We start from the raw sequence: 13,366 nt of genomic DNA on the forward strand, positions 1-13,366 counted from the left end.
CCGGTGACCCGGCGCGCCCTCGCGCCTCGCCGTCGATCCGGAGGAGTGTCAGGCGGACGGAGTGACGAACTCCTTGCCGGACCGCCGGCCGATGTGATGCAGCAGGATCAGCGTCTTGCCCTCCCAGGGCGGCCCGGCCACACCTTGGTCGGCGCGGAACGCGGCGATGGTCTGATCGTTGGAGGAAGCCATACGACCAGGCTATGTCGTACGGGTCCCTCCGGTCGACGAGGCCGACCCGGGCGACGACACCCGGCCGTCTCCCGGAACAGGGCCGTGCGTCCCGGTGGCGAGACCTCGCCACAGCTCCCGGAGGCGGCGGCGCGAGGTGATCTCCAGCTTGCGGAAGATCCGCCGCAGGTGGGCATCGATGGTGCGCGGGCTCAGGAACAGCACCGCGGCGATCTCCTTGTTGGTCAGCCCTTGCGCGACGTGCCCGATGACCAGCATTTCCTGTTCGGTGAGGCCGGCCTGGGACATCGCCCGGGGTTCCGCGGCCGGCGCTCTCGCCGTGGCGGCGAGCACGGCACCGGCAGTGTCCGGCTCGCGGTCGGCGTCCGCGCGGCGCCCGTCGTGCGGCGGTGATCCGTCCCGGCGCCGGGCGGTCGCGGGAACCCGTCGCGGTTCGCCGGCGCCGGGCCGTGCGCCGGCCTCGCCCCGGTGCCATGCCCGCAGGCCGGGATCCACTGTCGCGGCGGCCAGGGCCCGGTGAGCCTGGCGGCGTTGCCCGGCCCGAGCCGCCAGATAGACGGCGGATCGCAGCAGCGGGTCCCGGAACAGCACCCGGATCCCGATCCGGACCAGGCCGGTCGCCTCCGCCGCCGCGACAGCCGGCCCGATGCCGAGCCCGGTGGCCGCCCGCCACAGGACCAGCGGATCACCGAGCGGCTCGGCCGCGGCAAGGAGCAGCAGCATCCGCGTGTCCGGGTCGAGCCCCTCCAGCCCGAGCCCGGGCGGCACCCGGCCGGGCGGCACCGGAGGCCACGTGGCATCCCGGTGGGCCAGGAGGGTGCCCGGATTGCCGCCCGCCTCGGCGACGATCCGGTCGACGACGCGGGCATCGGCCGGATCCGGCACCCTGCCGTCCAGCAGCCGGCGGGCGTCCGGGTCGGCCAGACCGGCCAGGTGCAACCGCGGCACCCCGGCCGTCGCCGCCGGCGGCCGTTCCGCGGTGAACAGCACCGCGATCGCCTCGCCACGGATGCGCCGGGCGACGAACGACAGCACCCGCACCGACTCCTCGTCCAGCTCGTCCGCGTCGTCGGCGACGCAGACGACCGGCTGGTCGCGGGCCAGCTCGGTGAGCAGCCGCAGCATCGCCACGCCGATCAGGAGCCGGTCCGGCACGGGGCGGCGGCCGGCGAGGACGGCGCCGAGGACGGCACGCGGCCGCTGCGGCAGCCGCCCGAGCTGGTCCACGACCGGGGCGCACAGGCCGCGAAGGCCGGCGAAGGCCCGGCCGGGCCCGGTCGGCGGACCGCCGGTGACCAGCCGCCGATGACCGCTCCGGCCGGCCAGTACGCCCTCGATCAGCGTCGTCTTGCCGATCCCCGCGTCGCCGTGCACGACCAGGGCCGCGCCCCGGCCGGCCGCCGCTTCGTCGAGCAGGCGCAGCAACTCGCCGCGCTCCCGTTCGCGTCCGGGCGGCACGGCCGGCGCCGGCCCGGCGACCGTCGTGCCCATGGCAGACAGTCCTACTCCTGGGCGCCGAGCAGCGCCACGGGCTGTCCGCGGGTCGCCGACCACGACGTGAGCACGCTGGTCAGCCCGGTGACCAGGAAGGCGCTCACGGCCACGGCGGCGATCAGCCGCCACGGCAGGTCGAGGGTCGCGGTGCCGGTCACGGCGGCGGTGGTGGCCAGCACACCGGCGTAGGTCCCGGCCGCGGCGACCAGGCCGAGCAACAACCCGAGGAACGTCACGATCGACGACTCGGCCAGGGCCATCCGTACCACCTGGCGCCGGGTGAGGCCGGTGGCGCGCGCGGCGGCGAACTCCCGGCGTCGGGTGGCGGCGGCGATCACCACCGCGTTGACCACGCCGACCAGCGCGTACAGGCCGGCCACACCCATCACCACGAGGAGGATCCTGGTGCTGGTGGCGCTCCGGTTCGCGCCGTCGCGGGTCAGCCAGTCGTCCAGTTCCGACACCGTGCCGGCGGCGGCCAGCGCGGCGGTCACCCGCGACCGGTCGGCACGAGGATCAAGGGTCACGAACGTACGCGACGGGGCGCCGGCGAGCAGCCCGGCGGGAAGCGTCCCGGTGGCCAGCAGCAGGGCCGCGCCTCCGCCGATCGCCGTCGGGACAGCCGCCACCACCGGTTGCGGGCCGAGATCGGTGTCGCCGATCCGCACCCCGATCCGGTCGCCCGGCGAGTACCCACTGGCGCCGGGGCCGGCCACGACGGCACCGGCACGCAGGCCCGGCAGCTCGCTCCCACCCGGATGAACCCGCCCGTACGCCGCCGGATCGATCACCAGCGCGGACATGATCCGGGTGTTCACCGCCTTCCCGCTGGTGGTGGTGACGGCCACCGGCATCGACGTCTCGGTGGAGACGTCCAGCACGCCGGGCACGCCGGACAGCCGGCCGTCGCCCGGCCCGATGCTCTCCACCACCAGGCCGGCCTTCGTGGTGCGGCGCAGCTCCTCGTGACCCGCCGTGGCGAACGACGACGAGGCGCCGGCCTGTCCGAGCAGCAGGCCGACCAGCAGGATCAGCGGCGCGGCGGTGGACGCACTGCGGCGTACGTTGTCGCGGACGTTCGCCTTGGCGAGCATGCCCAGCACGCCGGCGCCGGGAACCAGGCGGGTCAGCAGGGACACGAGAACCGGGCCGAGCATGGCGAGCGCGATGGCCGCGCAGATCGACACGTTCAGGGCCATCGCCTGCCCGCCGACGGCGCCACCGACCGGGGCGAGGGCCGCCAGCACGATCGCACCGGCGCCGAACACCAGCCCGGACACCCATCGCCCGGCGGTCATCACCCGGGCGGCCTCCCCGGTGTCGCGCAGCGCGGCGAGCGGGCGTACCCGGGCGGCACGCCGCGCGGCGACCAGGACACTGACGACGGCCAGCACAACGCCCACGCCGATCGACGCGAACGGGATCCAGCCGCGCCACTGCCCGGCGAAGCCCTCCGGCAGGAAGCCGAGGCGGACGAGCAGGGCGGACTGGGCCGCCATCACCGCCTGCCCGGCGGGCACGCCGGCCACCGCGCCGATCGCCCCGAGCAGGACCGCCTCGCCGAGCATGAGGCGCCGCACGTGCCGGCGGCCGGCACCGACCAGCCGCAGCAGGGCCATGTCGCGGCGACGCTGCTCGACGGTGAAGGCGAACGTGGAACTGATGATGAAGACGGCGAACAGCGCGGCGAAACCGAGCGTCACCGAGATCAACGCGGCCGAGGCGCCGTTGGCCTCGTCGAACCGCATCCGGTCCACCGCGGAGGTGCCCGCGGGCGGCTCCAGCGTGACCGCTGACAACAGGAGCAGCAGCGACGACTGCACGAGGGCGACCCCGAGGCACACGGTCAGCGCCGCTCCGATGAACAACGTCCAGCGTTCCCGGAACCCGGCCCAGCTCAAGCGCAGCATGTCAGCGCTCCAGCGCGACGAGGCGGTCGGCCACGGCCCGCACGTCCGCGCCGACGAGGCGGTCCACGACCCGGCCGTCGCGCAGGAAGACCACGGCGTCGGCCCGCGCGGCGGCGGCCGGATCGTGGGTGACCATGACGATCGCCTGCCCGCGGTCCACGGTGGCGCGCAGAAGGTCGAGAACGACATGCGCCGACCGGGTGTCCAGCGCACCGGTGGGTTCGTCGGCGAACAGGACCTCCGGACGCATCACCATGGCGCGCGCGATGGCCACCCGCTGCTGCTGCCCGCCGGACATCTCGCGAGGCCGGTGCCGGGCCCGCTCGCCGAGGCCGACCGCCGCGAGGGCTTCACGCACCTGGTTCTTCGCGGGGCGACGGCCGGCCAGGCGTAACGGCAGCGCCACGTTCTGCTCGGCGGTCAGCGATCCCACGAGGTTGAAACTCTGGAAGACGAAGCCGATCCGGGTACGGCGTAGCGCGGTCAACTCGTCGTCGCCCGCGGCGGTCAGGTCGGTCTCGCCGAGCAGGATCGTCCCGCTGTCCACCCGTTCCAGGCCGGCGGCGCAGTGCAGCAGTGTCGACTTGCCGGACCCGGAGGGACCCATGACCGCGGTCCAGGTGCCACCCGGGAAGCTCAGATCGACGTCGTCGACGGCCCGCACGGTCGCGGCCCCGTGACCGTAGGACCGGCTCACGCCCCGCAGTTCGATCGCCACGGCGTTCGATGACGTCCGTACCGCTGGATCGGCGTAGCCCCGCAGCTTGTCGGCTGCCATGCAACTTCCTCCAAAGCTCGTGCCCGGACCGGTTTCACCGGTGCCCCGCCGACGATGTCAGCCGTGCCCGTCACCCGGCTCGGCGAAAATCGCCTAATGTCCGCCGGGAGCCGCTGCCGGGAGCCGCCGTCGACGGGTTGGCTGCCGACGGGTCTGTGCCCGCGGTTCTACGCTCGTCGCCATGATGATCGACGCAGCCGGTGACCATCACCGCCGGAGACCGCTCGTCGGCCGCGACGGCGAACTGGCGGTGCTGCGGCGGCTGATCGGCTCGGCGTCCGCGGGCGACGGGGGTGCGCTGCTGGTGCACGGTGGCGCCGGCATCGGCAAGACCGCACTGGTCGCCACGGCCCTGACGGCGACGGCGGACAGCCGGGTGCTGTGGGCGACCGGCTCGCAGTACGAGCAGGACCTGCCCTTCGCGGGTCTCCACCAGCTGCTGGTCCCGCTGCTGGACCGGCGGGACGGATGGACCGGGGTTCAGGATCGCGCGCTCGCGACGGCACTGGGTCTCGCCGAGCCCGGCGCCGCGCCGACCACCCCGCTCATCGCCCGGGCCACCCTGGCCCTGCTGGCCGGCCGCGCACAGGAGACCACGATCCTGGCCGCGGTCGACGACGCCCAGTGGCTCGACGATGCCTCCGCGCAGGTGATCGCCTATGTCGCCCAGCACCTGAGAGGCACCGCGGTGGCTCTCGTGGTGACGGTCCGGGAGCCGGCCACGGTGCCGTCGCTCGCCGGGCTGCCCGAGTTGCCGGTGCCGGCCCTGCGCGAAGCCGACGCCCGGACGGTCCTGCTCACCGGGCTGAGGGCCCCGCTGGACCCGCTGGTCCGCGACCGGGTCCTCGACGAGGCGCGAGGAAACCCTCTCGCGCTGCTCGCCCTGCCACCCACGGCCGGCGGTTTCGGCGTTCCGGCCGGCCGCGACGGCCTGCCCGCGACCTTGCGGGAACGGTTCCGCGAGCAGTACGCCGGACTGCCACCGGCGGCCCGCCGCTTCCTTGTCGTGGCCGCCGCCGATCCGACCGGGGACCCGGCCCTGGTGCGGCGGGCCGCGCGGGCTCTCGGCGCCGGCCGGGCAGCCGAGGCCGAAGCGGCCGGCAGCGGGCTCGTCCAGGTCGGCGCCCGGCTCCGGTTCGGTCACCCGCTGATGCGCTCCGCGGTGTACGAGGCGGTCTCCCCGGCGGACCGCGCGGCCGCGCACCGCGCCCTGTCCGACGCCACCGACCCGGTGCTCGACGCGGACCGCCGGGCGTGGCACGCGGCTCAGGCGGCCTCCGGCCCGGACCCGGAACTCGCCGCGGATCTGGAGCGCCTCTCCGCCCGGGCGCACGCTCGCGGCGGGCTGGCCGCTGCCGCCGCCTTCCTGGAACGAGCGGCCGTGCTGACCGCCGACCCGCAGGCCCGGGCGCGCCGGTTGCTCGCCGCCGGGAAGCTGCGGCGGGAGACGGGCGAGTCGAACGCCGCGCTCGACCTCGCCGCGGTGGCCGAGAGCACCACCTCCGACCCGGCCCGGCACGCGGAGGCCGCGGTACTGCGCGCCCGGGTCGCCTTCGATCAGGCTCGTGACGAGAACGCCGTACGCCGGCTGATCGACGCGGCCCGCCAGGCCGGCCCGGCCGATCCCGCGCTGGCCCGGGGCGTGCTGTTCGACGCCCTCGCCGCGCTGACCTTCATGGGTTCCTTCGCCGGCCCCGGATCGCTTGCCGAGGTGGCCGAACAGGCGGCGGCGCTGCCGCCGGCCGACTATCCGCCACGACCGGCGGAACTGCTCCTGGAGGGCATGCTCTCGCGGGTGCGCGAGCTCTCCCGGGCGAACGGTCCCTCCTGGACGAACGGGGGTGACCCGCCGGACCCGGCGCTGCTGGGCCGAGCCGTCGCGACGTACGTCCGGCACAGCCGGGAGGGCGCCGCGGGGCTGGGCATCGGCGAGCTCTGGCTGGCGTGCAGCGCCGCCGAGGATCTCTGGGACGATCGCGCTTTCCTGGAACTCGCCGATCGGCAACTCGACCATGTCCGGCGGACCGGCGCGGTCACCGCCATGCCGGTGGCGCTCAGCTACCGGGGACTGGCCGCGGTGTTCGAGGGCCGGTTCACCGAGGCGCAGCGGTTCGTCGACGAGGCGTACGCCGCGGCGGCGGATGTCGGCGCACCGTCCATGGCGCACGTCGACCTCTGCGTCGCCGCCTGGCGCGGTGATGAGCATCGCGTGGAGCGGCTGTCCCGCATCGTGCTCGGCGACGCCACGGCACGGGGGGAGGGACGGCTGCTCACCGCGCTGGCGTGCGCCAGGGCCGTCCTGTTGAACGGCCAGGGCCGCTACCGCGAGACAGCCGAGATCTGCCGTTCCTCGGCGGACTTCGACGAACCCAGTTACCCGCTGGCTGTCTTCCCCGAGTTCGTCGAGGCGGCCAGTCGTATCGGCGAGCTCGACGCCGCCACCCGCGTCGCGGTCCGGCTCGAGCAGCGCGCCGCGGAGTTGGACAGCGACTGGTGCACCGGGACGGCGGAAGCCGCGAGGGCACTGGTCACCCCGGGGCCGGCGGCCGACGGTCACTACCGGAACGCGATCGAGCACCTGGGCCGGACCGCCGGCCGCGTCCGGCTGGCCCGCACGCGACTGCTGCACGGCGAATGGCTGCGCCGCAACGGCCGGCGCTCCCACGCCGCTGCGCAGTTACGGGCCGCGCACGACGCGTTCGCGGAGATGGGGGTGGCCGCGTTCGCCGCCCGCGCAGCCCGGGAACTGGCCGCGGCCGGCGGGCGCCGGGGGACCGGCGAGCACGGCCTGACCGATCGTGAGCAGGCGGTGGCCCGGCTGGTCGCCGGTGGTGCGACGACCCGGGAGGCCGCCGCGGAGCTGTTCGTCAGCCCGCGCACCGTCGACACCCATCTGCGCGGGGTCTTCGCCAAGCTCGGCATCACCTCGCGCCGGGAGCTGCGGGGCCGGCTCGGTGAACACGGCCCGGGCGACCGCACCTCCGTGTCACCCTGACCGGGCCGCCGTCCGGGCGACGGGCCGTGGGCTCAGTCGACGATGAAGAGCGTCGCGCCGGTCCGGGTGCTCGATCGGTGCGGCTCGGAGTCGTCGCCGACGGTGTAGAAGTCGCCGGCCTCCAGCGTCGTCGTCCGGCCGTCGGCCAGATCGGTGCGCAGACTGCCCTCGACGCACAGGAGCACGTGGCCCTTCGTGCACCAGTGGTCGGCGAGGTAACCGGGGCTGTAACGGACCCTGCGGATCCGTACGTCTCCCAGGTTGTGGGTCTGCCATCGGGCCGTGCCGGTCTCGCCAGGATGGACCGTCACCGCCACCTGGTCCCACGCGACGGTGCTGAACGGATGGCGGGAGATGTGCACGCGCGCCCCTGAGGTGAGTTCTGCCGAAGACCCGGCAGACTCTAGCGACGCCCGCCCGGGTCGTGGCGGGCCGGACCCGCGAAGACCCGGAGCAGGGCATCCCACCGGCCACGTACCGCAGCGGGGTTCTGCACGGGTTGAGCGCCTGCACCTGAGTGCCGGCCGGGCGGTGGCTCGGAGCCGCCGCGGTACCGCCGGGCCAGGCGCCCGGCCAGCGGCAGGCGGCTCGGCTGAGATCATTGTTAGCGATCACAGTTCGCGGAGCGGCTCGGATCGAGCGGCGCCGAAGCTCCCGGGGCCGTTCACCGGCGATCGTCGACGGCGACTCCCGGAATTGACCGCGCATTACCATTCGCGCCGGCCACCATGCGGCTGGGCGGGGGACGGACTCCGCGCCGATGACCGGACTCGCTGCGTACGGCGGATGTAACAATTCTGGTGAACTGAGTTTCTCCGGCATGTGAAATTCCCGGAGAAGAAGTCGGCCGGTCGTCGATGGCCACGTGAAATGGGTGTATCGCCGACTGATCCGGCTTCCATTCATCAACGCCTCTTGATGGCGCCGAAACTTTGTGGCAATCTCCGACATCAGGTGTTAACGCTCTCACCACTGTTCCGCAGCCTCGTCACCCGGCGGTAGGCGTACCGCGCGCCGACCCGGTCACCACCCGCTTCTCCCTGTCCCGGCCACGCCCGGCGGCCGCGCCGGAAATGACGGCTCTCGATGGCCACGAGCGTGATCGAGCGGTGCGGTCAGGCCGCGTAGTGAGCTTTCCCCCAGCTGTCCCACGGAGGTTCCCCTTGCCGTTCCCCCTTCGCAGACGGGTCGTACTGAGCATTCTCTGGGCTTTGTCGATCCTGTGCGTCTCCGTTCTGTTCCCGCCGGCTGCCCGGGCCGACAACCCGATCGTGCAGACCATCTACACCGCCGACCCGGCCCCGCTGGTCCACAACGGCCGGGTCTACCTCTACACCGGCCACGACGAGGACAACTCGACCTACTTCACGATGAAGGAATGGCGGGTCTACTCGACGTCGGACATGGTGAACTGGACCGACCACGGCTCCCCGATGAGCCTGGCCACCTTCAGCTGGGCCAAGAGCGACGCGTGGGCCGGCCAGGTCACCTACCGCAACGGCAAGTTCTACTGGTACGTCCCGGTCACCAGCCGGGCCAGCGGCCGGATGGCCATCGGGGTCGGCGTCTCGGACAGCCCCACCGGCCCCTTCACCGACGCTCTCGGCAAACCGCTGGTGGAGAACGGGGAGATCGACCCGACCGTCTTCATCGACGACAACGGGCAGGCGTACCTGTACTGGGGGAACCCGAACCTGTGGTACGTCCGGCTGAACACCGACATGATCAGCTACAGCGGCGGCGTGAACCAGATCCCGCTCACCACCGCGGGCTTCGGCACCCGGACCGGTGTCGCCAACCGTCCGACGCTGTACGAGGAAGGCCCCTGGGTCTACAAGCGCAACGGGCTCTACTACAACGTCTTCGCCGCGAAGTGCTGCTCCGAGTTCATCGGTTACTCCACGTCGACCGGCCCGACCGGCCCGTGGACCTACCGCGGCACCGTCATGCCCACCCAGGGCAGCAGCTTCACCAACCACCCCGGGATCATCGACTTCAACGGTAGTTCGTACTTCTTCTACCACAACGGCGCGCTCCCGGGCGGCGGTGGATTCACCCGCTCCGTGGCCGTGGAGAAGTTCAGCTACAACGCCGACGGCACCATCCCTGCGATGAACATGACCACGACCGGCCCGCCGCAGAACGGCACGTTCAACCCGTACGTCCGCCAGGAGGCCGAAACGATCGCCTGGAGTTCCGGGATCGAGACCGAGGCGACGTCCGAGGGCGGCCGGAACATTGCCAACATCGAGAACGGCGACTACGTCAAGGTGAAGGGTGTCGCCTTCGGCAGCGGCGGCGCCACCTCGTTCACCGCGCGGGTCGCCTCGGCCACCAGCGGCGGGCGGATCGAGCTGCGCACCGGCAGCCCCACCGGCGCCCTGGCCGGCACCTGCACCGTCCCCGGCACGGGAGCCTGGCAGACGTGGACCTCGGTGTCCTGCGGGGTGACCGGCCTGACCGGCACCCAGGACCTGTACCTGCGATTCACCGGTGGCAGCGGCTTCCTGTTCAACGTGAACTGGTGGCAGTTCACCGGCGGCGGCACGGGCGGGAACCTTCTCACCAACCCCGACCTGGAGCAGGGCACCAGCGGCTGGCAGGTCAACGGCAGCGGCACGCTCGCGGCCAGCACCTCGGTCGTGCACGGCGGCACGCAGGCGCTCGGCATCACCGGCCGCACCGGTGCGTGGAACGGCCCCGCGCAGGACGTGACGTCCCGGATGACCAACGGCAAGTCGTACGCCACCAGCGTGTGGGTGCGCTCGCAGAGCGGCACCCCCGGCGCGAAGGCGACGCTGGCGCTGACGGCGAACGGCACCACCAGCTACCTGCAGCTGACCCCGGCCGCGCCGGTGAACGCGAGTGGCTGGACCCAGTTGACCGGCACGGCGACCGTCTCGTGGACCGGAACGCTGTCCCGGGCGGTGCTCTACGTCGAGACCACCGAGGGCACGGACGGCCTCTACATCGACGACGCCTCCTTCCAGTGAGCATCGCTCCAGTGACCATCGCTCATCCCCACCGGCACGAATCACACCTCCGGAGAGGTCGATCACCCATGAGACGTTGGAAGTCCATGCTCGCGGCGGGCCTCCTGCTGCTGTCGAGCACCGCGTTCGTCGCTTCCGCCACCCCGGCGCAGGCCCTCGACAACGGCGTGGGCCGTACCCCGCCGATGGGGTGGAACAGCTGGAACACCTTCTTCTGCAACATCAGCGAATCGCTGATCCGGGGCATGGCCGACGCCATCGTCAGCACCGGGATGCGCGACGCCGGCTACCAGTACGTGGTGGTCGACGACTGCTGGATGAACTCGGTCCGGGACGGCAGCGGCAACCTGCAGGGCGATCCGACCCGGTTCCCCAGCGGGATGAAGGCGCTCGGCGACTACATCCACAGCAAGGGGTTGAAGTTCGGGATCTACCAGGCCCCGCTGGACCAGACCTGTGCGCAGTACTTCGACTCGTATCCGGGCGCCACCGGCAGCCAGGGGCACGAGACCGCCGACGCCCGGCAGTTCGCGGCCTGGGGCGTCGACTACCTGAAGTACGACTGGTGCTCGCCCAGCGGCTCCATCACCGACCAGGTGAACACCTTCGCCAAGATGCGGGACGCGCTCGCCGCCACCGGCCGGCCGATCCTCTACAGCATCAACTCCAACAGCGTGCACGCCAAGACCGGGCCGCAGCGCAACTGGGGCGACGTGGCGAACATCTGGCGCACCACCGAGGACATCCAGCTGCAGTGGGACACCGGGGTGGCCAACGGTTACCCGATGGGTGTCAAGAACATCGTCGACGTGAACGTGCCGCTCGCTTCGTACGCCAGGCCCGGGGGCTTCAACGACCCGGACATGATGGAGGTCGGTCGCGGCACGCTGACCGACACCGAGCAGCGTTCGCACTTCGCCCTCTGGGCGATGATGGCCGCCCCGCTGATCGCCGGCAACGACATCCGCAACATGAGCGCCGCGACCCAGACCATCCTGAAGAACCCGCGACTGATCGCGATCAACCAGGACACCCTCGGCCTGCAGGGCGTCCAGGTCGCGGGTGACGCCGGTCAGCGGGTGCTGGCCAAGCGCCTGTCCAACGGTGACGTCGCGGTGGCCCTGTTCAACCAGAGCAGTTCGACCCGCACGATCACGACCACGGCGGCGGCGGTGGGCAAGAGCGGGGCGTCGTCCTACTCCCTGGTCGACGCCTGGAGCGGCGCCACGACGAGCACCTCCGGCACGATCAGTGCCAGCGTCCCGGCGCACGGAACCGTCGTCTACCGGGTCAGCGGCGGCGTCACCGGTGACCCGCAGGCGCCGGCTTCGACGACCCTGGTCAGCTCGTCGTCCGGGCGTTGCCTCGACGTGCCGAACAGCAACACCGCCAACGGCACCCAGCCGGTCGTCTGGGACTGCAACGGCGCCGGCAACCAGCGGTGGACCGTGTCCGGCCAGACCCTGCAGGCCCTCGGGAAATGCCTCGACGCGCCGACCGGGGCCACGGCCGGGGCGAAGGTGCAGATCTGGGACTGCAACGGCGGCACCAACCAGCAGTGGACCTTCCAGTCCAACGGCACGGTCCGCAACAACCAGTCCGGTCTCTGCCTGGACGTCTACAACAACCAGACGGCCAACGGCACCCTGACCCTGCTGTGGACCTGCACGGGCGCCGCGAACCAGGTGTGGTCCCGGCGCTGACCGCTGCGCATCGATACACGCCGTCGGGCCCGGCCTGACGGCGTGTATCGGTGGCACCGGCCGGCATGACGTTTCTCATCGATGGACGCCATTGTTCCGGGGTGATGCGGGAGCGCTCCCATAAGTTATCGCCATTCGCGTCATACGTCATTAGGAACGGGGGAGACGTGCGCGAATGCCCAGCTGGGATGCCGGTGGAAGGTATCGCCGGCTCTTTCTTCTCGCGTTGCGAGGCGTTCGGAAAGTGCTACGTTCAAAGTCATGCGCGTCGATTCCCTGAGGTCAATCAGAAGCGGCATGACGGCGGTCACCGGCATCGCAGGTCTGCTGTTCGCCGCAGTGCCGGCGGTCGCCGTTCCGGACAGTCCGCCGGGGGCGCCGCCCGGCGTGTGCGAGGGCGGCGTGCCCACGGAGCCGCCCCTTCCCGGCGCCGCTCTGTCCGCCGCGCGAGTTCAGGGCGGCTTCACGTTCCTCGAGGGCCCGGTCTGGGTCGCCGATCCGGGCTACCTGCTCGTGTCCGATCTCGGCGCGGCCACCGGCGCCCAGCAGGTCCAGCCGTCGACGATCCGCCGGCTGGCCCCACCGGCGCCGGCCGAGACGTTCGTCGTCGCCTCCGGCAGCAACGGCCTGGCGCTGAGCCCGGACGGACTCCAGATCGTCGCGGCCACCCACGACAACCGGGGCGTCTCCGCGTTCCGCCGGTCCGACGGCGGCCGCACGGTCCTGGCGACCCGCTTCCAGGGCCGGGCCTTCAACTCGCCGAACGACGTCACGATCCGCGCGGACGGCGTCGTCTACTTCACCGACCCGAACTTTCAGCGGGGCCGCCGGAGCGACGAGATGGGTGGCCGGACCGGGGTGTTCCGGATCGTGAACGGGCAGGTCACCCTGGTCGACGACACCGTGCGTCAGCCCAACGGCATCGCGCTGTCCCCGGACGGCCGGACCCTGTACGTCGGCGCGTACGCGGAGAATCGGATCTACGCCTACGCCGTCGAGCCGGACGGCAGCACCGGCGCGCGGACCGTCTTCGCCACCGTCGCCGGCCCGGACGGGGTGACAGTGGACTGCTCGGGCAACCTCTACTGGGTGTCGCACAGCGAGGGCCGGGTGCACGTGTTCTCGCCCTCCGGCGCCACGCTCGGGACGATCGCGTCCGGCTCGGAGGCCACCAACGCGGCGTTCGGCGGTGCGGATCGGCGCACCCTCTACATCACCGCGGGCCGGACCGGCGACTACGCCGTCTATGCCATCCGGCTCGGCATACCCGGTTACCCGTACTGATTCTCGCGTCCCGGACG

9 protein-coding genes are annotated in these 13,366 nt (G+C 72.4%); 4 read left to right on the forward strand and 5 right to left on the reverse strand.

All coding sequences use genetic code 11. The annotated features are described in order from the left end of the window. Positions 1-48: 48 nt before the first annotated feature. The 4 genes from Acy02nite_RS39465 to Acy02nite_RS39480 are packed head-to-tail and all read right to left on the reverse strand — an operon-like array spanning position 49 to position 4,374. Entirely contained in the window at positions 49-192 is a 144-nt protein-coding gene (locus tag Acy02nite_RS39465) for a PNPOx family protein (protein ID WP_203753403.1), read from the reverse strand. A gap of 9 nt (positions 193-201) precedes the next feature. Further along, complete coding sequence (locus Acy02nite_RS39470) at positions 202-1,683, reverse strand: helix-turn-helix transcriptional regulator (RefSeq protein WP_239175637.1); 1,482 nt, start codon at positions 1,681-1,683, stop codon at positions 202-204. An 11-nt stretch (positions 1,684-1,694) separates the two neighbouring features. Further along, positions 1,695-3,596, reverse strand: a complete 1,902-nt coding sequence (locus Acy02nite_RS39475; RefSeq protein WP_203753407.1) for an FtsX-like permease family protein — start codon at positions 3,594-3,596, stop codon at positions 1,695-1,697. Between the two features lies 1 nt (position 3,597). Continuing rightward, positions 3,598-4,374 (reverse strand): ABC transporter ATP-binding protein, encoded by a 777-nt coding sequence (locus Acy02nite_RS39480; RefSeq protein ID WP_203753409.1) that lies wholly within the window; start codon positions 4,372-4,374, stop codon positions 3,598-3,600. Between the two features lie 181 nt (positions 4,375-4,555). On the opposite strand from Acy02nite_RS39480, the gene Acy02nite_RS39485 reads away from it, so the two are divergent. Next, positions 4,556-7,369 (forward strand): LuxR family transcriptional regulator, encoded by a 2,814-nt coding sequence (locus Acy02nite_RS39485; RefSeq protein ID WP_203753411.1) that lies wholly within the window; start codon positions 4,556-4,558, stop codon positions 7,367-7,369. Between the two features lie 32 nt (positions 7,370-7,401). Here the strand turns inward: Acy02nite_RS39485 and Acy02nite_RS39490 are convergent, their stop codons facing one another. Then, a complete protein-coding gene (locus Acy02nite_RS39490; RefSeq protein ID WP_203753414.1) occupies positions 7,402-7,731 on the reverse strand; it encodes a DHCW motif cupin fold protein in 330 nt (109 codons plus the stop codon). Between the two features lie 849 nt (positions 7,732-8,580). On the opposite strand from Acy02nite_RS39490, the gene Acy02nite_RS39495 reads away from it, so the two are divergent. The 3 genes from Acy02nite_RS39495 (at position 8,581) to Acy02nite_RS39505 (ending at position 13,349) form a co-directional block, all read left to right on the forward strand. Beyond that, positions 8,581-10,362 (forward strand): family 43 glycosylhydrolase, encoded by a 1,782-nt coding sequence (locus Acy02nite_RS39495; RefSeq protein WP_239175638.1) that lies wholly within the window; start codon positions 8,581-8,583, stop codon positions 10,360-10,362. Positions 10,363-10,430: 68 nt separating this feature from the next. Next, positions 10,431-12,065 (forward strand): glycoside hydrolase family 27 protein, encoded by a 1,635-nt coding sequence (locus Acy02nite_RS39500; protein WP_203753418.1) that lies wholly within the window; start codon positions 10,431-10,433, stop codon positions 12,063-12,065. A 297-nt stretch (positions 12,066-12,362) separates the two neighbouring features. Further along, positions 12,363-13,349, forward strand: a complete 987-nt coding sequence (locus Acy02nite_RS39505; RefSeq protein ID WP_239175639.1) for an SMP-30/gluconolactonase/LRE family protein — start codon at positions 12,363-12,365, stop codon at positions 13,347-13,349. Positions 13,350-13,366: the final 17 nt, after the last annotated feature.

Source organism: Actinoplanes cyaneus (assembly GCF_016862095.1).
GTDB classification, from domain to species: domain Bacteria; phylum Actinomycetota; class Actinomycetes; order Mycobacteriales; family Micromonosporaceae; genus Actinoplanes; species Actinoplanes cyaneus.

Bases quoted from the DNA above. Each gene is read 5' to 3' on its own strand.
- Acy02nite_RS39465 (WP_203753403.1), bottom strand. From the start codon at position 192: ATGGCTTCCTCCAACGATCAGACCATCGCCGCGTTCCGCGCCGACCAA.
- Acy02nite_RS39470 (WP_239175637.1), bottom strand. From the start codon at position 1,683: ATGGGCACGACGGTCGCCGGGCCGGCGCCGGCCGTGCCGCCCGGACGC.
- Acy02nite_RS39475 (WP_203753407.1), bottom strand. From the start codon at position 3,596: ATGCTGCGCTTGAGCTGGGCCGGGTTCCGGGAACGCTGGACGTTGTTC.
- Acy02nite_RS39480 (WP_203753409.1), bottom strand. From the start codon at position 4,374: ATGGCAGCCGACAAGCTGCGGGGCTACGCCGATCCAGCGGTACGGACG.
- Acy02nite_RS39485 (WP_203753411.1), top strand. From the start codon at position 4,556: ATGATGATCGACGCAGCCGGTGACCATCACCGCCGGAGACCGCTCGTC.
- Acy02nite_RS39500 (WP_203753418.1), top strand. From the start codon at position 10,431: ATGAGACGTTGGAAGTCCATGCTCGCGGCGGGCCTCCTGCTGCTGTCG.
- Acy02nite_RS39505 (WP_239175639.1), top strand. From the start codon at position 12,363: ATGACGGCGGTCACCGGCATCGCAGGTCTGCTGTTCGCCGCAGTGCCG.